The organism is Comamonas sp. B21-038, assembly GCF_022387135.1.
GTDB lineage: Bacteria > Pseudomonadota > Gammaproteobacteria > Burkholderiales > Burkholderiaceae_C > Comamonas > Comamonas sediminis.
In genome coordinates, this window is record NZ_CP092462.1 from 2,398,322 (window position 1) to 2,420,886 (window position 22,565).

16 protein-coding genes are annotated in these 22,565 nt (G+C 63.9%); 8 read left to right on the plus strand and 8 right to left on the minus strand.

Annotation, left to right across the window (positions count from 1 at the left end):
- Window positions 1–136 precede the first annotated feature (136 nt).
- Both MJ205_RS10925 and MJ205_RS10930 read right to left on the minus strand, forming a co-directional pair.
- Window positions 137–1,837, minus strand: a complete 1,701-nt coding sequence (locus MJ205_RS10925) for a DUF11 domain-containing protein (RefSeq protein ID WP_239812461.1) — start codon at window positions 1,835–1,837, stop codon at window positions 137–139.
- A complete protein-coding gene (locus MJ205_RS10930; protein ID WP_239812462.1) occupies window positions 1,735–5,646 on the minus strand; it encodes a prealbumin-like fold domain-containing protein in 3,912 nt (1,303 codons plus the stop codon). Before MJ205_RS10930 ends, MJ205_RS10925 begins: the two co-directional genes overlap by 103 nt.
- A 1,093-nt stretch (window positions 5,647–6,739) precedes the next feature.
- On the opposite strand from MJ205_RS10930, the gene MJ205_RS10935 reads away from it, so the two are divergent.
- From MJ205_RS10935 to MJ205_RS10955, 5 genes are all read left to right on the plus strand, one after another.
- The gene (locus tag MJ205_RS10935; RefSeq protein ID WP_239812463.1) at window positions 6,740–7,345 is read left to right on the plus strand and encodes a hypothetical protein; all 606 of its coding nucleotides are present in this window, start codon (window positions 6,740–6,742) and stop codon (window positions 7,343–7,345) included.
- 633 nt (window positions 7,346–7,978) lie between these two features.
- Window positions 7,979–8,248, plus strand: a complete 270-nt coding sequence (locus tag MJ205_RS10940; RefSeq protein ID WP_239812464.1) for a hypothetical protein — start codon at window positions 7,979–7,981, stop codon at window positions 8,246–8,248.
- Window positions 8,249–8,431: 183 nt separating this feature from the next.
- Complete coding sequence (locus MJ205_RS10945; protein WP_239812465.1) at window positions 8,432–8,596, plus strand: hypothetical protein; 165 nt, start codon at window positions 8,432–8,434, stop codon at window positions 8,594–8,596.
- A 216-nt stretch (window positions 8,597–8,812) separates the two neighbouring features.
- A complete protein-coding gene (locus MJ205_RS10950; protein WP_158400602.1) occupies window positions 8,813–8,986 on the plus strand; it encodes a hypothetical protein in 174 nt (57 codons plus the stop codon).
- Between the two features lie 503 nt (window positions 8,987–9,489).
- The gene (locus MJ205_RS10955; protein ID WP_239812466.1) at window positions 9,490–11,691 is read left to right on the plus strand and encodes a hybrid sensor histidine kinase/response regulator; all 2,202 of its coding nucleotides are present in this window, start codon (window positions 9,490–9,492) and stop codon (window positions 11,689–11,691) included.
- A gap of 94 nt (window positions 11,692–11,785) precedes the next feature.
- On the opposite strand, the gene MJ205_RS10960 is transcribed toward MJ205_RS10955, so the two are convergent.
- The 6 genes from MJ205_RS10960 to MJ205_RS10985 form a co-directional block, all read right to left on the minus strand.
- Window positions 11,786–12,289 carry a DUF4142 domain-containing protein gene (locus MJ205_RS10960; protein WP_239812467.1) on the minus strand — a complete coding sequence of 168 codons (504 nt, stop codon included), beginning with the start codon at window positions 12,287–12,289 and terminating at the stop codon, window positions 11,786–11,788.
- A gap of 67 nt (window positions 12,290–12,356) precedes the next feature.
- Window positions 12,357–12,794, minus strand: coding sequence for a hypothetical protein (locus MJ205_RS10965; RefSeq protein ID WP_239812468.1), 438 nt, complete (start codon window positions 12,792–12,794; stop codon window positions 12,357–12,359).
- A gap of 85 nt (window positions 12,795–12,879) precedes the next feature.
- Window positions 12,880–14,691 (minus strand): S9 family peptidase, encoded by a 1,812-nt coding sequence (locus MJ205_RS10970; RefSeq protein WP_239812469.1) that lies wholly within the window; start codon window positions 14,689–14,691, stop codon window positions 12,880–12,882.
- 243 nt (window positions 14,692–14,934) lie between these two features.
- Complete coding sequence (locus tag MJ205_RS10975) at window positions 14,935–15,114, minus strand: hypothetical protein (protein ID WP_239812470.1); 180 nt, start codon at window positions 15,112–15,114, stop codon at window positions 14,935–14,937.
- Between the two features lie 188 nt (window positions 15,115–15,302).
- Window positions 15,303–16,466, minus strand: a complete 1,164-nt coding sequence (locus MJ205_RS10980; RefSeq protein WP_239812471.1) for a zinc-dependent alcohol dehydrogenase — start codon at window positions 16,464–16,466, stop codon at window positions 15,303–15,305.
- 41 nt (window positions 16,467–16,507) lie between these two features.
- A complete protein-coding gene (locus MJ205_RS10985) occupies window positions 16,508–16,930 on the minus strand; it encodes a hypothetical protein (protein ID WP_239812472.1) in 423 nt (140 codons plus the stop codon).
- Between the two features lie 264 nt (window positions 16,931–17,194).
- On the opposite strand from MJ205_RS10985, the gene MJ205_RS10990 reads away from it, so the two are divergent.
- From MJ205_RS10990 to MJ205_RS11000, 3 genes are all read left to right on the plus strand, one after another.
- Entirely contained in the window at window positions 17,195–19,594 is a 2,400-nt protein-coding gene (locus MJ205_RS10990; RefSeq protein WP_239812473.1) for a catalase, read from the plus strand.
- A gap of 110 nt (window positions 19,595–19,704) precedes the next feature.
- The gene (locus tag MJ205_RS10995) at window positions 19,705–20,706 is read left to right on the plus strand and encodes a bifunctional heptose 7-phosphate kinase/heptose 1-phosphate adenyltransferase (protein ID WP_239812474.1); all 1,002 of its coding nucleotides are present in this window, start codon (window positions 19,705–19,707) and stop codon (window positions 20,704–20,706) included.
- A 392-nt stretch (window positions 20,707–21,098) separates the two neighbouring features.
- The gene (locus tag MJ205_RS11000) at window positions 21,099–22,550 is read left to right on the plus strand and encodes a sigma-54-dependent transcriptional regulator (RefSeq protein ID WP_239812475.1); all 1,452 of its coding nucleotides are present in this window, start codon (window positions 21,099–21,101) and stop codon (window positions 22,548–22,550) included.
- Window positions 22,551–22,565: the final 15 nt, after the last annotated feature.

Sequence of the window (22,565 nt, forward strand, 5' to 3'; positions counted from 1 at the left end):
AGGCACCAGCGACGCGCTGAAAACAAGAAGCAGACATCAACAGGCCACCTCTACGGTGGCCTGCTGTTTTTTAGCTCTTTCCGTCTTCTGGCGGGACTGGCGCCCAGTGCCAGGCCAGGCGCCAGGCCCAACAATATCAGCGCCGCCTGGCTCGGGCAGGCAGTTGGGTCCAGCCCCCTGCCAGCAAAAGCAGCGCCAGCAGCACCAGGACCGCGTCTGAACCCAGAGGCACCGGGATCACCTCACCAGAGACGATGGCATCGCTGTCGGTGGCCGTACAGGGGGCATCCACCGTGCAGCGGCCACCCTCCAGCACGGCACTGTTGGCGGCAGTGCCACCGGCGGCGCCGTTGACCTTGGCGCGCACGGTATAGCTCACCTGGCCACCGGCAGCCACGCTGATGGCACTGCAGGTCAGGCCCGTGCAGGCGCCCGGGTCGGAGCCCTTGTCATCACCCGTTTGCCCAGTGACCGCCACATCGCTCAGTCCGCTGCCCGGGGTGTCCGACCAGCGCAATCCACTGACCGCCACACTGCCGGGGTTCGAAATACTGACGGTATAGGTCACCGTGCTGCCCGCGGTCACGCTGCTCGCGTTGTTGGTCTTGCGCAGCACCAGCCCCGGCTGGGCGCTGACGGCTGTCGTGGCGCTGGCGCAGTTCGCTCCCGCGCAGCCAGGACCCGGCACGGCCGGCGTGCCGCCAGCAGGGTCCACCGAGGCGTAGTTGGTCAGATTGCCTTCCACATCGGGCGCAGTGGCAGTCAGCACTATCGCTGCGGTGCCACCGTTGGCCGGCACCGGGCTGCCCACGGCGCAGCTGAGCAACGCACCGGCGCTGCCCAATGGCGTGCAGACGCCGCCGGTGGCCGCCGTAGCCACCATGCCCGCTGGCAGCTGGTCATAGACCAGCACGCCTGCAGCAGCGTCGGTCTGGCCACTGTTGGTCACCGTCAAGGTGTAGCTGAGGCTTTCACCACCGACCACCGACCCGGCACTGGTCTTGCTCAGTGCCAACGCAGGCGGTGTCAGGCTGACGTTCACCCCCGTGGAGGCGGTATTGTTGCTGCTGTCGGGGTCATAGCTGTTGCTCCGGCCAGCGGTGGTGATGCTCACCACGCCCGGACTTGCCGGCGTGAAGGTGGTCGTGCAGCTGATGGCCGCGCCACTTGCCAGATTGGCCACCGGGGGGGTCACTGGCGTGCCGTCGACCGTGCATACCGTGCTCACATTGGTGGCATCAGCGGGCACGCCAGAGACCACGCAGTCCGCATTGCGCGCCGCCGCAGGGCCTTGGTTGGTACAGCCGCTGACAACGGTGACAGGGCTGCCCACGGCCACAGTGACCGGCGGCTGCGTCGCTACCACCACATTGGCAGAGGCCGCGGAGGTGCTCACCGTGCAGTCCGCCCCGCAAGCGCCTGGCAGATTGCTGGTAATGGCATTGCTGATCGCCGCCTGCGCCAGTGGCGTATCCACCAGTACCGTGAAGCCCACCACGGCACTCGATGCGGCTGCCACCTGGACCGTTTGCGTGCAGCTGGTGCCTGCGGTCGTGCATTCGCCCGCGCTCCAGCCTTCTGCCGTACCGGCATAGCTGGTGCCCGCCGAGACCGTCTCCGTCAATGTGACCTGCCCCGGCGTACCGCCACTGTTGGTCACGGTGATGGTGTAGGTCAGGGTATCGCCGGGCTGCGCCTGGTAGCCGGCGGGCGATGCTGCGCCATTGACCTGGGTCAGCGCCTTCGCGATGCTGAGCGCTGCAGCGGTGCTGACGGAAGTAAGCTTGCTGGTGCAATGCGATGCATCCCTGCAGGCGGCACCCGGCTGCGGTACCACACCGCCGTTGTAGGGATCACCACCACCTGCGGCCGAGGCATGGTTGGTGACATTGCCGCTACACCGCTGGCTCCTGCCGTCACAGCGACAGGCAGGTTGATCGTATCGCTGGCGCCGCCGGCAATGCTGGCCGCGCTGTTGCAGCCCACCTCCTGGCCGCTGACGGTGCAAACCCAGTTGCCGTAGGTGCCCGCTGCCGGGGTGATGCCAGCTGGCATGCTGTCACGCACGGTGATGGGGCCCACCGTGGCCACGCTGGCGTTGGTGTTGGCAACGGTCAACGTGTACTGGGCGCCTGCCTGGCCAACCACCCAGGGGCCATTGTCGGTCTTGCTCAGCTGCAGGCTGGGCGCATCGACGGCCGTGGTGTTGGTGACCTTGCAGTTGTCCGTCGTGGGGCAAGTGGGGTCACCACCGCCTTGCACGCTCGCTGAGTTGCTCACGCTCGGTGCTGCGCTCGCCTGGGGGGTGACGGGCAGCACAAAGCTGATGCTCGATCCGGCCGCCAGGCTCGCGGCGCTCACGCAGTTCACTTGCTGGCCGGCGGCGGTGCAGCCTGCGGGCAAGGTGCCCAGGGTCATGCTCGATGGCACCAGGTCGGTCACCGTGATGGGCGCGTTGGTGGGCGCCGTACCGGTGTTGGTCACCGTCAAGGTGTAGCTCGAAGGGACACCGACCGACAGGCTACCGGCCGTTTTGGCCAGCGTGAGCTGGGGCGCATCCACTGCGGTGGTGGACTGGGGCTTGCAGCGTGCGGGCAGGTCAGCCGTGGCCGTGCCTGCTGCGCACAGCGGATCGCCACCGCCGGTAGCGGTCGCCTGGTTGCTGACCGATTGGCCGTTGACTGCGATTTGCGCCGTCACACCGATGGTGAAGCTGGTGCTGGCACCACTGGCCAAGCCGGCCGCTGCCGTGCAGACCAGCGTCTGGCTGCCCGCTGGCGCTTGCGTGCACGCGGCAGGAAGGTTGGCCGTATCGATGGTCAGGCCCGCCGGCATGGTGTCGGTCACCACCGCTGCCTCGGTGGTGGCAGCCGTGCCGGTGTTGCTCAAGGTCAGCACGTACTGGGCAGGCACACCGACGGTGAAGGCACCGACGGAGCTTTGCTTGGTCAAGCTCAGCTGCGGGGCGGTGACGGGGTTGTCGGTGGTGCCGCTGCAGTGCGCCTCAGCCGGGCAGCTGGGGTCGCCGGTGTTGGCATCGGCCTGCGCGGTGTTGACCAGGCTTTGGCCAATGGCACTGGGCTGGGGCGTCACGGGAATCGTGAAGCTGACCGCGCCGCCGGTGGCAATGCCAGCAGGGACCTGGCAAGTCACGGTCTGGCCTGCGGCCGTGCAGGCTGCAGGCAGGTTGCCGATGGCCAAGCCGGCCGGGATATCGTCGGTGATGGTGCCGGCCAAGGTGGGTGCCTGGCCGTTGTTGGTGGCCGTGATCACATACTGGCTGGCAACGCCCACGACAAACGGGCTGCTGAGGGTTTTGACGACATCCAGTCGGGGCGTGTTGACGCTGGTATTGACCGTGCTTTGGCAACCAGTCGTACAACTGGCGCCACCGCCGGAGACCGTCGCAGAATTGCTGACCAAAGCAGATGTGCCATTGGCCACGCTGACCGGTGCATTGATGACCGGGGCGTTGGAGCCCGGCAGCAACACCGCATTGGTGGTACAGGCCAATTGGCTGGACGAGCTGGCACTGCAATCCCAGCCCGTTGCGGTAACAGGCAGGTTGATGCTTACACCGGCGGGCATCGTGTCATTGACGGTGATGGGGCCCACCGTGCTGCTGGTGCCGCTATTGCCCACCAGAATCGAGTAGGTGCCGGGCTGGCCGACCGCAAAGGCCGCAGGGGTCGCCGATTTCTGGATACGTAGCGCTGGCGCGCCGCTGTTGGTGTTGGTGGTGGTGCTCGTCTTCGCGCAAGGCAGCACGCTGCAGCCCACCCCGGCCGGGGGCGTGACCGAGGCGCTATTGACGATGTCACCGGTGGCGCTCAGTTGCGCCACGCCGCTGACATTCACCGTCACGCTCTGGCCGCTCGCCAGGTTGACGCCGGTCAGGCTGATGGCGTTGCCGGTGCCGCTGCTGCTGGCCCCGCAGTTGGCCACCGGCGTGCAGCTCCAGCTGCTGACTGCCACATTGGCCGGCACATTGTCGGTCACCGTGACGCCATTGGCATCGCTGGGGCCGGCGTTGCTGACGACGATCTGGTAGTTGAGGGCTTGCCCGGGCAGATAGCTGCCACTGGGACTGGCCGATTTGGTGATGCCCAGATCGGCCTGCACGGCCACTGCCGTACTGGTGCTGGCGCAGCGTGGATCGCCGGCGCTGCAACTGCCGGGTTCCGGCGCATTGCCGCCGTTGGCCGGGTCTCCGCCGCCGCCCACGGTGGCACTGTTGGCCACACCGGGCACCGCGGCGGCGCCCACCGTCACCGGCAGGGCAATCGCAGAGACAGCGCCAACCGCAATCGGCGCGCTGCTGGTGCAGCTGACCGCCTGGCCGCTGACCGCACAGTTCCAGCCGCCGTAGGTGCCCGCAGTCGCAGAAATACCTGCTGGCAGGCTGTCACGCACGGTCACCAGACCCGAGGTGGGCGCCGTTCCGGTGTTGCTGACGCTCAATGTATAAAGCGCCCCGCTCTGCTGCACCGCCCAGGGCCCGTTGCTGGATTTCGCCAGGCCCAGCCGGGGCGCCGGTGTCACCGTGATGATGATATTGGCATTCGCCGTCAGTCCGGCTGCATCGGTGATTTGGTACGGTACGGTGACGACCCCAGTGAAGCCAGCTGCTGGTACAAAGCCGTAGTCGCCCGCCGCGCTGACCGAGAGCGTTCCGCCCGCCAGATTGCGCACACAGGGAAAGGCGGTGCAGGCAGCGCCGTTCAGACCGACCAAGGCCACATTGGTCCCGGTATCGTTGGCGAAGATCGAAGCCGTCCCGTTGACTGGCACATCCATCAAGGTGGTCTGGGTGTCGTCCGCTGCGAGCAGCAGCGAATTGGTCATCTGGCAACTGATGTTGGCAGCGGGATGGAGCACGCTGGCTGGCAGGGAAATGGTATTGCCTGTGCGGCTGCCCAACAGGCCGGTGTTGCCGGTGATGGCGCTGTTGGCATCGGTGCAGGAAGCCGTTGCCAGGCGCCAACCCGGTGGAGACGCCGGCAGCGTTTCCGCGATGCTGACCGGCAATGTGGGATTGGGAACGTAAGCGGGGGCGCTGGTAACGGGCGTGTTGACAGCCGTGGTCGTCAGCGACGCTGTGGGCGATGAAAGGTTGGTATGGGCAAACGCAAAATTGCCGGTTGCCCCGTAGCTCACTTTGCTTGTCGTGACGCAGGTCGGTATCGAGGCCAATCCATAACCTACCAGATCACCGTTGGCCAGGCCGGACGTCGTCAGTGTCAGGCTGGAGACGAGACTGCTGGAGTTACCGACAACGGCACCCGATTCTCTGACGGTCGGCGACGGGTTGCCTCGCGAGATCACACCCGTTGCGGGGTTGTAATTGAAGACATCATACGGCGCAGCACCACCGGCCGACATCGTCGACAAGGAGAAATGGCTGGGGCTGGCCCCGCCGGTCACGGCCAGAGTCATGCTCGGCGTATAAGTGGGTGTCGAGGCAATGCCGATGTCAAAAATGAACAGCGCTATGCGATTGGCAGGCACCGGAGGGGAAAACGTATAGCTGAGCACCGTGTTGCCGGTGGCTCGCAAAAAGGCCGGTGTCGTGACCGATCTCTCCAGGCCCTGGACATTTTGAAATGTCACGGTGCCGCCGTTGTTGAACGTGGAGGCGGTGCTCATCGTCACCGAAGCAGTGCTGTTATAGCCCACCAGTGGAAACGTCTGCCCCGAGGCAGCGCTGTTGCCGCCCAGGTCACAGGTCTGCGCCCGTGCAGACCATGCACAAACCAGCAATACCCATAGCACCAGCCATCTCGACCCTGAATGCACATTAAAAACACCAATGGTTCTTTTCATCGGAAACCTCAAATGGTTAGAAGTCACTCACCGAAAAATCAAATGGCAGCGTGCCTCTGCACGCACATGCGGCATCAATTATTTAAAACATCTATCAATTTAAGTACTTTAATAATTAATGGGCATTATTAATATTCTAACCAGCCTGGCTCCAAATACAATTCATTTAATGGTCTTGTAGCAGGAATACTGCAAATGCTATGGAAAAATAGGTGTAAACCATGGGATCGGCCGCAGGCCTCACGGCATTTCGCGGCTGAAACTTGAAAAAGGTATTGACAAAATATACAAACGTATAGGTCGCGCGCAGCGCACTGAAAATACCTGCGCGGTATTCGGGCGCAGGCCAGGCATTAACGCCAGGCATTCACCATCGCTGTGCCCACTTTGCGCAGTATCGCCAGTTACAGGGCGTTGGCACCGGGTACCAAGCATCCTTGTCCACGGCTGCTTCTGTTGAGCGATGAGAGAACCGCATTTGTTGCCAGAACAAAAATCCACACCCGTCGGCAGGCATTTGGCGACGAACCGCAGGTAACCACCAACACCCGCTCCGTACGGTCCCATACGCCTTCATTGAAACGCCAGCTGGATCGCGGTTCGCTCTAGGGAGCGCTGCCGAAACAGCGCAAGCTTCGATAGTTCGCCATTAAATCGTATCTAGAAGTAAATTTATTGAATAAAGGGCGCCGTCGTTCAATTCCCAAACGCACCCTCACCAGTAATGAGCGTTGGTAGGCCTTCTCCGCCCCTCGAACGCCTACGACTACACAAGACATGCCCTACAAACCGGGATGGTCAGGAGCCATAAATTGGAATGACCGACCGAGCGGTCGACAACAGGAGCACACCGATGAGCACCAGGTATTTTGACAAGCAGGGACATGGCCGGGATGACCCCCATGGAGGATCTGACATGAGGCACTCGGACGGTGATAGTGGATATGCGGATCCCAGCCAGGTCCGACATGGCACCGCGACAAACGATAGCGGCGACGCCGAGCGCGGCAGCTCTGGGCCTTATAGGTCCAGCCGGGCACAGGACCGCAGCTACCGGGAGCAAGGCTGGGGCGACAACCGGGGCTGGAATGCCGAGTATGAAAGGCGGGAGAACGGGGGGCGATTCTCAGCCTCGCCAGACTGGCGCCGCGGGGCCGCTGATCCTTCCATCGCGCAGCCCGACGATGTCTATCCCCAATATGGCATGCGCCGCAGCTCCGGCGCGGGCAGCAGCGACGAAGGCAGCTTTTCCGGGAGCCGCCATCCATCTGGGGCCCACTCGGCCTACGGCCCAGGCCAGGACGCGCCAGGCCGGCAGTATTCCCAGCATGACCAGGATTATCACCAGTGGCGCCAGGAGCAGATCGCGAATCTGGACAGCGATTATGAAGCCTGGCGTGGTGAGCGTTATCAGACATTTTCCGATGACTTCAACCGCTGGCGCGGCAGCCGCAACCGCAGCAGCACCACCACCACAGACGCCACTGCTGTTTCCGACAATAAAAGCAAGCCCTCCCAGTAAATGACCTATCGCCGGCCCCGACAGCGCCGGCTTTTTTGAGCCACTGCCGACAGCGCCTGGGCTATGGCCATCCGAGCCCGCTCGCTACAAAATTCTCCGTGGTTATTTAAAAAATAAAACATGCTATTAACCCGCCGATTCAAATAAGGTACCGCAACGCCGGCCGGACCTTTTCGGGACCCGCCTCTTCAGGCGGCTTTATGCACTGGAATCGGCCTATCGCGCCTACTCCCTTCGCCATGCGCCAGGGAGTCTGCAAAATCCTCGCCCCCATGCGAAGGACGCAGGCCGGCATGGCAGGCAACGCGTCTCTTGCAGTTCATAGCCGGTCATTGACAACAGAGACCACCTGGCGATTACCTGAGGCCGCGCGGCCCGGGCAGGGAAATATGCAGAGGGTCCCTCGATGGCCATCGCCTGCCAACGGCTTATAGGGGCTGCGCATCTGACGTTATTGCAGATCGCCGATAAGGCGCACGCCGTGCGCGCCATGGCAAGGCATCCATTGCCGGCCATTTCCCCGCGCCTGCGTTACACGTGCCTCCACCCCGCTTTTCACAGCGTTGGGAACTGCGCTACCATTTCCTCCGCACTAATTACAGGGCCTATCACCTTATTCATCCAACCACTGCTATGAGCTTGTACGACACGATTGAATCGGCTTTCCTTCAGGTGTTGAAAAGCGGGCGCACTCCTCACCGGCTCCATCTCACCGAGGCAGGTCTTCAAACGCTGATCAACGACCCAACGTTGGGAGCTTCCTGGACACCCAGCATCCCGGATTTCTGGGAACAACGGGTATTGGGGATGCCATTGCAAAAATCCTTGGCGCATAACGCCATCGAAGTGGACGGCGAACTCGTGCTGCTGGACAGGCAGCCTCCTTCTCCTAGCGCAAAGTGACTGAAGGCGGCTGTGCGGACAGCCCGTCCCGCATGCCCGCAGGGAGTTGAGGAAGTTGAGGCAGTTGCGGCGCATTCGCCGCACTACGACCATGCGAGAACAGCGACTACACCGCGCAAGCCCCTTCGCGCCTAAGCTGGTCTTGCAGCCTTGACAGCTGCGTGTACCGATGAGGAGATAGCGATGACGAACCGACAGCAAGGATTCCAAAGTCCCAATGGCGAAAAGCCCGAGGATGAAGCCAAGATGCAGGACCAACTGAGGCTCCCCCCTGAACACCAGGAGCGCGAGCACCAGGACGGGGGCGATGCTGAACGCGAGCGCCTGCGCCAGCAGTCGCAGCAGTGATGGCTCGGCATTCCTCTTACTGTACGCCCGCTCATGCGGGCGTTTTTTTGCTCACCGTAGACCAGACACTGGCGGTAACCGGGACAGCTGCGATGGCTGCAATGGCAAAAGCACTACAGGCAGTCAGCTAAAACCTTTTGACATTCCTCAGACGATGCCTACACTGCACCCCCGCTTGAGCGCAGATGATGGAGCCATCGAAGAAAGGAGTTCGTCATGCAACACCAGCCATCATTTCCGATGCTGACCATGCCAACCCGACCCTTAGTCGCGCAGCGTGGTGAGAAGCAAAACCGCTATGTTCCCGCCGTGTCCACGGACATCAGCAAGACCTTCGAAAAATACCGCCGTCTCGCCGCCCTCCAAAACGCCAAGCAGTTGGCAACGTAGACGCGTTCGTAGACCTGCGCACTGCGCGATGCAGATAAAGCATTGTCAATGCGCAGTTGTCTGGAGCGCACGACCGTGAGATGTCCGTGCGCAGAACGTCTGCGTGAGGTTCTCCAACCTCCCATTCCGTTTCCTGCCGAGTTCATGCATTTCCCCTCCATCCGGTTCAAGTTGGCATGAACGGCTTCTCGCAAGCATCGGCTTTCTTATCGCAATGACCTGACGGCCCTCTGCGTTGTCCGAAGCCCACTGGCCCTGCCAGCGGGCTTTCGCATTCCACTCGGTGCTCTACTCCTTTCACCGGACGATGTCCAGCCCGGGAGCCGCCTAGGTGACTCCTACGCCGTATAGAGGCACCTGCTGACTCACAATTGTTCATATTGTGCGGACAATGGGTGACCGTCCTTACTGCCGCCATGGCCTGCGGAATTAGCACTCCCTGTTCTCCATGCCTTTGTAGCGATTTCCTCGTACGGCCTCGCTGTACCTATTTGGAGAGCCCCTTGGATTCACCATTTCAACTGGCCCAGCAGATGGCGCAGCTCGACCTGGAGCAAAGGCAGGCGCTGCTGATGATCGCCTCAGGCGCACCAATGGCCACGTGCCTGGATGCGCTGACCGAGGCCGTGGGGCGCCTGGCTCCGGGCACACGGGCCTGTGTGCTGCTGACCAACCATGACCGCAGCGAGATGGCCGGTGGCTATTCCTCGCATTTTCCGCCGTCTTTTTCGGAGTCGGTCCGGGGTCTGCCCATCGGCGAGGCCCTGATCGGCACCTGTGGCACCGCGATCTACGCCGGCGAGCCGGTCACCTGCGCCGACGTAGAGAATTCGTCGCAATGGTCCCCCGCTTGGCGGCGGCTGTGCCTGGAAAACGGAATTCGCGCGTGCCACTCCCACCCGGCCCAAGGCCATGGCTCCAGGGCTGTCGGCTCTTTCTTTCTGTGTCTGAGCGAGGCACGCGAGCCCAATGCCTGGGAGCGCCGCGTGGCCGAATTCGGTGCGTTGGCGACCGTCATCGTCGTGGAGCGCGAACGCGCTGCGGCGCATCTGCGCAAGGAGCTCGATTCGCTGGCCCGCCTGCAGGCGCTGAGCGCCGAGCTGGTCGGGCCGGGCCAGTTCGAGCTGCTGCTGAAAAAGATTCTGGCGGCGGCGGCCGATATCTCGGGCACCGATAAGGGCAATATCCAGATATGGGATCCAGACAAACGCAGCCTGCGTATCGTCGTGCACCAGGGCTTGGGCGAGCGCCTCGTCGCACACTTTCTTGAAGATGGCTGGGATGCCAGTTGCGGTGAGGCAGCGCGGAATATACAGCGCCTGGTCGTTCCCGATGTGCTGGAACTCGAAGCGCTGCGCGGCACCGTCGGGCTGGAGATCGTCGTCGAGGATGACATCCGCGCTATCCAGTGCACCCCTTTGCTGAGCCGCGATGGGCGGCTGCTGGGCATGCTCAACAACCATTACCGCCAGCCCGGGGGGCCCTCCCCCGATGCGCTGCGCTACATCGATCTGCTGGCGCGTCAGGCGGCCGAACTCATTGAGCGGCACCAAAGCGAATCGGAGTTGGCGAAGGAGCGCCAGCACAAGGACGAATTCTTGGCGATGCTGGCCCATGAGCTGCGCAACCCGCTGGCACCGATGCGCAACATGCTGGAGGTGCAGAGACGCTCGCGCGGCAACTGGCAGCAGGTGATGGAAGCCAATGAAGTCATGGAGCGCCAGCTCCAGCAGCTGGTGCGCCTGGTGGATGACCTGCTCGATGTCAACCGCATCAACCGCGGCAAGCTGGAGCTGCGCATGGAGAACGTCGCGGTGGAAGACGCCGTTCGGCAAGCCGTTGAAATGTGCCGCCCCGCGCTGGACGCACGGGGCCACCAACTGCAATTGACACTGCCCTCGCAACCCGTGGCGGTCAATGGCGACTCTGCCCGGTTGACGCAGATCCTAGGCAATTTGCTGACCAATGCAGCCAAATACACGGCCCCGGGCGGGCTCATCCAGTTGCAGGTGGAGAGCAGTGGTCCTCGCGTTCTGATCGCCGTCCAGGACAACGGCTCGGGCATCCCCCAGGACCAACTCGACCATATCTTTGAAATGTTCAGCCAGGTGGACCGCAGCCTGGAGCGTTCACAGGGTGGGCTGGGCATAGGCCTGATGCTCGTCAAGCGGCTGGTGGAGATGCACGGAGGAAGCGTCCAGGCGCACAGTGAAGGCCTGGGCAGGGGAAGCCGCTTCTGCGTCGCTTTGCCGCAGGCTGAGCTGGAAACCCCGCCGCTGCCGCTGCCACTCGCTCCACGCAACAGCATCCCGCGCCGCGTGCTGATTGCCGACGACAATGCCGACGCAGCGATGTCGCTGGCCACGATACTCAAAATGGAAGGTCACCATGTGCAAACCGCCTGCAGTGGTGCCCACGCGCTGAGCCAGGGCCAGGTCCTGCAGCCTGAAGTGGTGCTGCTGGACATTGGTATGCCCGACATGAATGGCCTGGAAGTCTGCCGCCGCATGCGCCAGCTGCCCTGGGGCCGGGCCATCACCATCATCGCGTTGACCGGTCTGGGCCAGCAAGAAGACAGGCGCCAGTCCGAGGAAGCAGGCTTTGACGCCCACCTGGTCAAGCCCGTCAACATCAAGCTGCTGACCGACATGCTCAGCACGTTGCCAATGCAAAAGCTGATGGCATCGTTTGGCACCGGCATGTGAGCCCCGTGTCAGCCCGTCCGGCAAAGCGGGCAGCAGACCTGCGCTGCTGCAATGCCGGACGCGGGGCAGTTGCCACAGCCTGGGCCGGCACTGCCTATTGTCCCTGGTTCTTTTTCATGCCCAGCGCATGTGTGCGGTGGGCCTGGAGGGCCGGCAAGGTCTTGGCGGCAAAGGCCCGCACCTGGGCATCATCAGCGGACCTGCTGGCCTTCTCGAAAAGCCCGATGTCGTGCGCATGGTCGTTCAACCCCACCTCATCGATAAAGGTCTGGTCGAAGTTTTTCGCTTGCGCCACATTGGCCAGGCGCTGGGTTTTGTCATTCGGCAGCGTTGTCGGTAAACGCACGCCCTTGCTGCTGGCGAGCGCCTTGAGTTCCGCGTTGGCCGCCGTGTGGTCCTTGACCAGCGTCGAGCCGAACGACTGGACCGCCGAGCTGGTGCCCTTTTGCTGCGCCAGATGGCCTGCCTGGACCTCGTACAGCCCCCCGGCAGCGGCCTGCTGCAGGAAGGCCTCGTCCTGCTTGCTGACGTCGGCTTGCGCCGAGGCCGCCCATGCCAGACCGCAGAGAATCGCTGAAAAACGGGTGATGGTTGTCATGGCTGCTCCTTTGAAATACACGGAAAGGGGAACGTCGGTTGCCTGGGATGGAATGGCCTGTGCGGGCTCAGTGGCCGCCACCACCGGCAGGCGCACTGGGGGTGGAGCCGTCGGGCACCGCACCGCTGCCCCCGGGCGCAGCCCCACCGGAGGCTGCGTTGTCGCTCGGCGCAGCGCTGCTTGCAGGCGGCGCGCTGGCGCCTCCAGCGCCGGAATCGGGCGCTTTCGGCGTCACGCCCAGGTCCGGGTCCTTGCCGGTGATCGTGGCGCCATGGCCCTGGGCATCCACCCGCGCGGCATTGCTGCCTCTTTCCGGGCTGCCGGCACCCGGGTAGGTCGCGCCCGGTCCGCCAGGCTCTGCAGGCGGTGGCGGCACCTTGGGGACGGGAAACGCGGAGTCTGCCTTGTCGCGGTCACAGGCGCTCAGCACCAGCATGCTGGCCAGGGCTAACGCCAGCCCCGGCAATACCCGCCGGGCCCGGCTGGGCGATTTGTCTGCATTCATCTCGGTCTCCTGGTTGCTGGGCTGTTGGCGGCTGCGGACACAAGGTCACCGCCGCTCAGCCCTCGATTGAAAAAGCGCATCCCGGTCATGCCTTTGGCAGCGAATCGGCCATCCAGGCCCGCATGCGCTCGAGCAGATCGACCCGGTGCGACGGCTTGCCGGACACCGCGAACGAATGGCTGCCTCCCGGATACAGCACCATCTCGGTTCTGGCCTGACCCAGGTAGGCCAGCTTCACATACAGCTCTTCGGTCTGCGAACGCGGGCAACGCTGGTCTTCCAGCCCCTGAATGAACAAGGTCGGTGCCGTCGCATGTTCGATCGAAAAGGTCGGCGACAGGCGGTAGACTGTGCGGCGGAAATCTTCCTGCGGCACGTCCATCGAATAGGTATCCGAGTAGTACCCGCTGTCCGACGTGCCGAAATGGGATTCGATATTCGCGACAGGCGCACTGACAACGGCGGCTTTCAAGCTGCTCTCATGCGCGATGCTGTAGGCCGTCATGAATCCGCCATAGGAGTTGCCAGTCACTGCCACATGCGCGTCCACCAGGTCCTCCGCTTGGAGCTGACGGACAATATCCAGGTGCTGGGGCAGGTCCAGCTCGCCCCATTTGCCGCGCAGGCGGCCACAAAACGCTCTGCCGTAGCTGCTCGATCCCACCGCGTTCGCCGACACCACCGTCCAGCCCTGGGATGCCAGCATCTGCCAGTAAGCGTGCGATGCAAATGTCAGGTCCACATAGCTGGCAGGGCCGCCGTGAAAATCGAGCAGCAAGGGCCTGGTGGACGGAGCAAAACACCCCGATGCCTTGTCCGGACGCAATATCCAGGCATCCACAGACTCCTTGCCTCCGTTGCCATCGGGCACCTGAAAACGGCGGTATTCGGCCACCAGCGCGTGCCGGTCATTCCGCCAGTCGTTGAAATGGCTGATGGCGCGTTCCTGCGCATCGCCGGGCCCTTGGAAATAGACTTCCTGCGGATGCACCAGGTCTTCCCGCGTGTACGCCAGGCCATCGGCCTGAACCAGCGCGCCGACATGGAAATCTCCGCCCCGCAATATCCGGACCTCGCCCGCAGGTATGGCTATCGAGGCGGCGCACTGCAGACCGTTTTTGACCTGCACAAAGCCCAGTGACCGCGAATCCTTGGACCAGCACAGATCGCCGGCCAGCACCTCCAGCGATGCGGACCCGAGGCCGCTGACCTTCTTGCTGTGCAGATCGATCAGCCACAGCCGGTTCTGGGCATCGCCGGCCTGCTCGGCCCCCATGAAGACGATCCAGCGGCCATCGGGTGACCAGCTCGGCGAGGCGCTGTTGCTTTGCGCCACACTGAGGCGCTCGGACTGCGCAACCTGGCCGTCCTGCAAGTGCAGCAACCAGATATCGGTGCAGTGGTATTCGTTGTCTGCCTCACGCGTCCTGGCAATGCAGATGCTGTTGCCGTCCGGGCTCCAGGCGGCCGCGCGCACATCGTAGTCACCTGCGGTCAGCTGCGTGGTCTGGCCGCCGGGCACCGCCACCAAAAACAGGTGGTTGCGGGTATGCAGCGTGTAGTCCCTGCCATCCATCTTGTACGGCAGCCGCCAGCAGCGCTGCGGCGCATTCAGATCCGGGGCTGCCCGGTGGGCGCCGTCGCGTTGGCGCGCACCTTCGCGGCCCGCGTCGGGGTCCACGGTGACATTGCCCAGCGCCAGCAGTGCCTGGCCATCGGGGCGCCAGCGGATATCGTTGGCGCCACGGGCCAGGTTGGTGATCTGCCGGGCCTCACCGCCCTCACCCGGCATCAGGTACAGCTGCGCGGTGCCATCACGCCGGTCCGACAGAGACGCGATCTGCCGGCCGTCCGGAGACCAGCGCGCCGCTGTATTCTTGGACTGCTCAGCCGTCAACTTCCGCGGTGCTGCCCCCGGTTCGGTGGGAAGCAGCCATATATCGGAGAGATAATCATCTTTGTCCTTGTCCGCATATTGGACTGTGCACAGCACCTGGTTATCTTGGGACATATCCAAGCCGGAGATAACCTGGTCAAGAAAAACATCATCGGGCGTGAAAGCATCGGGCATGGGATAGAACCTGGAAGCGATGAGGTCATCAAAAAGCGGCTTGGTAATGGCTACCAAGCCGCAGGCCGCTTAGCGCTGCTGACTGCCTTTGTTGGCGTCGTTCCTGCTGCCTTCGCTCTTGTTGCCTTGCTGGTCTTGCTTGCGCTGGCTGCTGTCCTGGTTCTGCTGCTGCGCGCCGCCGCGTTGCTGCTCGGACTTGGCGTTGTTGTCCTGCTTCTGGTTCGTATCATTGCGATGTTGCTGGGTCATGATTCTCTCCTGGAGGAATTACCGAAAAGAGCTTCGGCACACCGATTAATGCAGGATCCATGCCATGGGAACACGTCGAGGGAAACGCCGTTGTGCCGGGCTTTACTCCCGCAGCGGAGAGAAAGATTTGCAGAAACAATTGCAGGCTTGCGCATGAAACCACCATGCCCCGGCAGTGCCTGCCCGCATCAGGGCGTCAATATCACCTTGCGGCAATGGTCCTGCTGCTTGTCGAAAATCTCATAGCCCTTGACGATATCGGCCAAGGCCATGCGGTGGGAAATGATCACCTCGGGATGCATCGCGCCGCTGAGAATATGGCCCAGCAGCTCCGGCAGGTACTTTTGCACATGGGTCTGGCCCATCTCGAAACACAGCCCCTTTTCAAACGCATCGCCGAACAGGAAGCCGTGGATGAACCCGGCATAGACCCCGGGAACGCTGACCACGCCGCCCCGGCGCGTGGCGGCAATGCACTGGCGCAGCGCCTTGCCGCTGGAGCCTTCGATCCTCAGGTTCGTCAGCAAGGTCTCGACCGCGCTGCCCTTGGCCTCAAAGCCCACGGCGTCGATCGTCGCGTCCACCCCCCGGCCCTTCGTCACTTCGAGGATGAAGTCGGCCGGATCGTCGATCTTGTCGAAATTGATCGGCGTGACACCGTAGGTCTGCCGCGCGAAATCGAGGCGCTCATCGTTGTCGTCGACCATGAAGATCCGCTCCGCACCGAGAAAACGGGCACACAGCGCCGCCATCAGGCCCACCGGCCCGGCGCCAAAAATGGCCAGCGATGAGCCCGGGCTCACACGCGCGTTCAGCGCCGCCTGGTAACCGGTCGGCAAAATATCGGACAGAAACAGCACCTGCTCATCGCTGAGGGCCGCCGGTATCACGATGGGCCCGGTATTGGCCTTGGGCACCCGCGCATATTCCGCCTGGCCGCCGGAATAGCCGCCGTAGAGGTGGCTGTAGCCGAACATGCCCGCGCCCGGCCGGAGTTTTTTCTTGTTGAGAATCGCCCCCCGCCCGGGGTTGGTCTCTTCGCAGGCGGCAAACAAGGCCTTGTCACAGAAAAAGCACTCCCCACAGGCGATGACAAACGGCACCACCACGCGGTCGCCTCTCTGGACATGGCGCACTGCGGGCCCGACCTCCTGCACCACGCCCATGAATTCGTGGCCCAGGATGTCCCCGGACTCCATGTCCGGAATCTTGCCCCGGTAGATATGCAGGTCCGAGCCGCAGATCGCCGTGGCGGTGACCTGGATGATGATGTCCTCATCGTCGCGAAGAACGGGGTCGGGCATCGATTCGTAGCGCACATCCTTGGCAGCGTGGTAGGTCAAGGCTTTCATAGGGGGTTTCCTTCGGTGTCGAGGTTCTTGGGGGCCGGGGTTCAGCGGACGGGGGCAGGTACAGGGGTCCGTCCGGGAGCGGGTCGGTCAGGCGGTGCGCCGGGGGCACCGTTGGCCGCAGGGGCAGCAGGTGCCGTGGACGCATCCGGAATGCCATCGCGGTCGGGCTGCGGCACAGCCAGGCGCCCAGATGCGTCGTGGTCCGGGCGCGTGTCATGCCGCCTGTCGGCATCGGGAAGCGTCTGGCGGCTGCCATCGGGTTCCGGATCGGTGCTGCGGGGGGCCGGAACAGCGGGGCGCTCCGGCACCCGGCGCTCGGGCGTCCGGTCGATGATCGCGCCATGCGACGCATCCGCGTCGGGGGCCGCAGCAGCCGCTTGGGCATACCCCAGCGGTGGCAGCAGCGCCGCCGCCAGTCCCAGCACGGCAGCGAGGAAGGGTGCACGGTCATAAGAAGGGGTCATAGGGCTCTCCTGGGTGATGCAGGGCATAGATCCTCGACATGCCACCGGCAATTGGCGTGCCTGGCCGCGAGGAGATGGGTTCTGCCTTGGTTTCTGCCGCCGCAGGCCCGCAGGCACGGCATTTGCCCTGTGTGGGGAGCCGTCCGTTGCCGCAAGCCTCTTGTGGCATGCGGTACAGGCAGATGCCTAACAGGCCGAAGGCGCCGTCGCGCTCTGTGACCCGCTCGCGGGCCTGCTCTTCCCTCCCCCATGAAAAGGTGTTCCATGCCCAAAACCACTGATTCCGTGTCCAGCCCCAGCACCCAAGCCGCACCTGCGCGCAATACGGACAGCGGGCCGGCTGCCAGCGGGGCGGCCGATCTGCTGTCGCTCAAAGCAGCGCAAACCGAGGAACTGGCCGCAGCCCGCCCCTACAACCCCAACAAGGCGGGCGAGCATGGCTTCGACAGCGGCCTCAGCCCGGCGCCCGGCGCACATGCCGATGCGCCATCCCGGCTTCCCACCGCCAGCACGCTGTCGGAGCTGGAAACCTCGGCCAAGACCGGCAGCATCGCGCCCGCTGGCACGAACGCGACCATCGGCACGCTCGACCGGGTGCGCGTGGACTCCGAGGGCCAGGTCCTGACCACCAACCAGGGGGTGCCGGTTGCCGACAACCAGAACTCGCTCAAATATGGCGAGCGAGGTCCAGCGCTGCTGGAGGACTTCATCCTGCGCGAGAAGATCACGCACTTCGACCATGAGCGCATTCCTGAGCGCATCGTCCATGCCCGAGGCTCTGGGGCCCATGGCTATTTCGAGTGCTACGAGCCGCTGACCGACCTGACGCGTGCGGCGCCTTTTCAGAAGGCCGGCAAGGTCACCCCGGTCTTCGTGCGCTTTTCAACGGTGCAGGGAGAACGCGGCTCCAAGGACACGGCCCGCGATGTGCGAGGCTTTGCCGTCAAGTTCTATACCAACGAAGGCAACTGGGACCTGGTCGGCAACAACATGCCGGTGTTCTTCATCCAGGATGCGATGAAGTTTCCCGACCTGGTCCATGCCGTCAAGCCCGAGCCCCACCACCAGATGCCCCAGGCCGCCAGTGCGCACGACACGTTCTGGGACTTTGTGTCGCTGATGCCCGAGTCCACCCACATGCTGATGTGGCTGATGTCGGACCGGGCAATACCGCGCAGCTATGCGACGATGCAGGGCTTCGGGGTGCACACCTTCCGTCTGGTCAATGCCGAAGGGCAGTCGGTGTTTGTCAAATTCCACTGGACGCCGATGGCCGGCACGCATTCCCTGGTGTGGGACGAAGCACTGAAGATCTCCGGCGCCGATCCCGACTACCACCGCCGCGATCTGTGGGAGCGCATCGAGGCCGGCGCCTACCCCGAGTACGAACTCGGCGTGCAGGTCTTCACCGAGGAAGAAGCCGATGGCTTCAGCTTCGACATCCTGGATGCCACCAAGATCATCCCGGAAGAGCTGGTGCCTGTGCGCCCCGTCGGGCGCATGGTGCTCAACCGCAACCCGGACAACTTCTTTGCCGAGACCGAACAGGTCGCGTTCTGCGCCGCCCATGTGATCCCGGGCATCGACTTCTCCAACGACCCGCTGTTGGCCGGCCGCATCCACTCCTATGTGGACACCCAGATATCTCGGCTGGGCGGCCCCAATTTCCATGAAATCCCGATCAATGCACCGGTCGTGCAGGTGCACAACAACCAGCGCGATGGCATGCACCGGCAGGCCATTGCGCGGGGCAAGGTCGCCTATGAGCCCAATTCGCTGGCCGGTGGCTGCCCGTTCCAGGCGGGCGCCGCGCAGGGCTTTGTCTCGGTGCCGGCGCGCATGCAGGCGCAGGAGGCCCAAGGCAAGGTGCGCGCCAAACCGGAGAAGTTTGCCGACCACTACACGCAGGCCAAGCTGTTCTTCGATAGCCAAAGCCCGGTCGAGCAGGCCCATATTGCTGCCGCCTTCCGTTTCGAGCTGAGCAAGGTGACGGTGCCCGCCATCCGCGAGCGCATGGTCTCGTCGCTGCGCAATGTCTCCGACGCGCTGGCCATGCAGGTCGCCCAGGGGTTGGGCATCGCGGCGCTGCCCGAGGCCATGCCGCTGGCGCTGGTGCAACCTGCCACGCCCGAGGTGTTGCAGTCGCCCGCGCTGTCGCTGGTCTCGCGCCCCGGCGAGATGCATATCCAGGGCCGCAAGGTCGCCATCCTGGTGGCGGACGGCTCCGATGGAGAGAGCGCCGTCGCATTGCACCAGGCGCTGTTTGCGCAGGGCGCGGTGCCCCGCTTTGTCGCGCCGCGCATCGGCCCGGTGGCAACCGCTGACGGCGTCGCGATCGATGCCGATGCATCGCTGGAAAACGAGCCGAGCTTTCTGTTCGACGCGCTGGCGCTGGCCAATGGGGATGCAGGGGTGCAGGCGCTGGCCGCCAATGGCTATACCGCCGAGTACATCCTGAACCAGTACCGCCATTGCAAGCCCATCCTGGTGATGCCCGATGCCTCGGCGCTGATGCAGATGGCCAAGATTCCGACGTCGCTGCCCAGCGGCGAGCAGGACCCTGGGGTGGTGATGGGTGCGACGGCCTCCGATTTCGAGGACTTCGTCAGCGCGATCACCCAGCATCGCCATTTCGAACGCGAGAGCGATCCACCGCGTGTGTAAGCGCCGGGCAGGCTGGCCGGCGGACCCGGCCGGCCTGCGCCCTGCGCTGGCGCACGCCCGCCACAGAACCGGATATTCCGCTTCGACAGGCATTTTTGCAGGAGCACATGATGACTTATCTCCCTCTTGATGGCTATCCATCCGGCTTCCTGCCGTCCCGCGCGGCGCAGCCCGTACTCGTCGTGGGCGATGGCATGCTTGACCGCTACTGGGACGGCCAGGTGGACCGCATCTCCCCAGAGGCGCCGGTGCCGGTCCTGTCGATGCACCATGAGTGGCAACGCGCAGGGGGCGCGGCGAATGTGGCTGCCAATCTGGCGTCGCTCGGCAGTGTCTCCACCCTGGTCACCTGGCTGGGTGGCGATGCAGCGGGTGACCAGTTGAGCGGTCTCATTGAGGCGGCCGGTGTGACCCTGAAGGCCGTACGCAGCCCGCAGGCGACGACGACCCAGAAGATCCGGGCCGTCTGCAGCCACCACCAGCTGCTGCGCGTCGACATTGAGCAGCCCATTCCGCCGGACGCGCTGCAGGCGCTGTGCGCGCTGGTGGCCGAGCTGCTGCCGCAACACCCCTGGGTGGTGCTGAGCGATTACCACAAAGGCGTGCTGGCCCAGTGCGACCAGCTGCTGCAACAGGCCCGGCAACAGGGCTGCCAGGTGCTGGTGGACCCCAAGGGCAGCTGCTTTGACCAGTATGCCGGTGCCTGGCTGCTCAAACCCAATGAAAAGGAAGCGGCTGCCGTCACCGGCAGCTGGAGCGATGACACCGAGTTCGCCTCTCTGATGGAAGCGCTGCGGGCGCGGCTGCGCCTGGAGCATCTGCTCGTGACCCGGGGGAGCCGGGGCATGTCACTGTTCAGCGCCGGCCAGCCTGCGGTGCACATCGCGTCGGCAGCGCATGAGGTGTTCGATGTCAGCGGCGCGGGCGACACGGTGCTGGCCGCGCTGGCGGCCTGCCTGGCGGCAGGCGAGCCGTTGCACGATGCGGTGCGGGGCGCCAATGCCGCTGCTGGCCTCGCGGTAGCCAAGTTCGGTACCGCCGTAGTGACAGAAGCGGAGCTGCTGCAGGCGCGGGCCCAAACTGCCCGCAAGGCGCGGTTGCCGGCGCACTGACACCCCCCTACCGCCCGCGCAGCGCATGCCGTGGGCACCTGACAGTTGGATGGCATGGCATTCACGACGCGCAATGGCGCCGTGCCCACCCGACAGCAGCCACACTATCGGTCCGCTGCCTATGTAGCTATAAACAATCGTTATAGATTTTACGAATAAAAATACCTAGCGCCACCGCAGCCGCCTGCCCCAGGGTCTTCGCCTGCCAGCACACCATGCGATAGCGCCTCCTGTAGCCAGCGTCAGTTGCGGGACAGGATTCTCCAGATTTCTCCTACAAGGCAAATAGCATCTTCACCTAAATTGACACTTTTTCACACAGTCTGTCGCCGCCTTCGGTGCCATCATGACAGTGTTGATTTGTCTGTGGGGGTCGTGGAGGAACGAGGGTTATGAAGCATGTATTGATCGTCGATGACGATACCGACTCGGCAGCCAGTATGCGGGCCTTGATCGCCGACGATGATTTTTCGGTCGCCGTGGCGCACAGCTTGCGCGACGCGCGGCGCCAGATGGCGCTGCAGCAACCGGCGCTGGTATTGCTGGACATCCAGCTGCCTGACGGCAGTGGTATGGACCTGCTCAAGGACGCCGACGTCGTCGGTGATGCGTTGGTGGTGCTGGTCACCGGCCATGCCAGCCTGGACACCTCGATCGCGGCCCTGCGCCATGGCGCTACCGATTACCTGGTCAAGCCGGTGCAGTTTCCCCGGTTGAAAAAAATTCTGGCGCAGCTGACCGCGTTGTCACCCGCGTCCCGCCCGCTGAGCGCCGAAGCGCGCGATGCGGCACTGGCGCCCACGATGACCGCGCAGGGCCAGTTTGGGCGGCTGTGGGGCCGCGCGCCTGTGATGCAGCGCATCTATGCGCAGATTGCCCGCGTGGCTCCCACGTCCATCACGGTCTTCATCACCGGAGAGAGTGGGACCGGCAAGGAGATGGCGGCGCAGACCCTGCATGACAGGAGTGCCCGCAGCGCCAAGCCGTTTGTCGCCGTCAATTGCGGCGCGATTTCTCCGAACCTGATGGAGAGTGAATTCTTCGGCCACGAAAAAGGCAGTTTCACCGGCGCCGACCGCCAGCACCAGGGCTTTTTTGAGCGCGCCGCCGGCGGCACCCTGTTTTTGGACGAAGTGACCGAAATGCCGCTGGACCTGCAGGTCAAGCTGCTGCGGGTGCTGGAGACCAGCACTTTCCATCGCGTCGGCTCGGCCCAGAGCCTGCAGGCCGATGTCCGTATCATTGCCGCCTCCAACCGCTGCCCTTTCGAAGCGGTCAAGGAAGGCCGGCTGCGCGAGGACCTGCTCTACCGCCTCAATGTGTTTCCGCTGCAGATGCCGCCGTTGCGCGAGCGGCTCAGCGATGTGCCCCTGCTTGCCGAGCATTTTCTGCGTGCCATCTCGGCCCAGGAAGGCGAGCCCAAGAAGCTCGGCGCAGCCGCCATCGCGCAGATCACCAGCTACCGCTGGCCGGGCAATGTGCGCGAGTTGCGCAATGCCATCCAGCGGGCCTATGTCATGGCCGAGGGCGGCGTCATTGACGAGGAATGGTTGCCCAAGACCGGAACCGGCGCGCCGCTGGCGGTGATGGACGTCCAGGAGCCGGCACAGATCCGCCCGCTGGCGGCAACCGCCGCCGCCGGGGACCCCGACACGCCGCAGCCGCCGGCAGCCGAGGCCACCTTGCAGCTTCCGGTAGGTATCTCGATGGCGACCGCCGAGCGCCAGCTGATCGAGGCGACGCTGAAGGAATGCCTCTACCAGAAGGAGCGCACGGCCGCCGTGCTGGGCATCAGTCTCAAGACCCTGTACAACCGCCTCAAGGGCTACACCAGCCCACAGTGAGCGCGCTGCACAGGG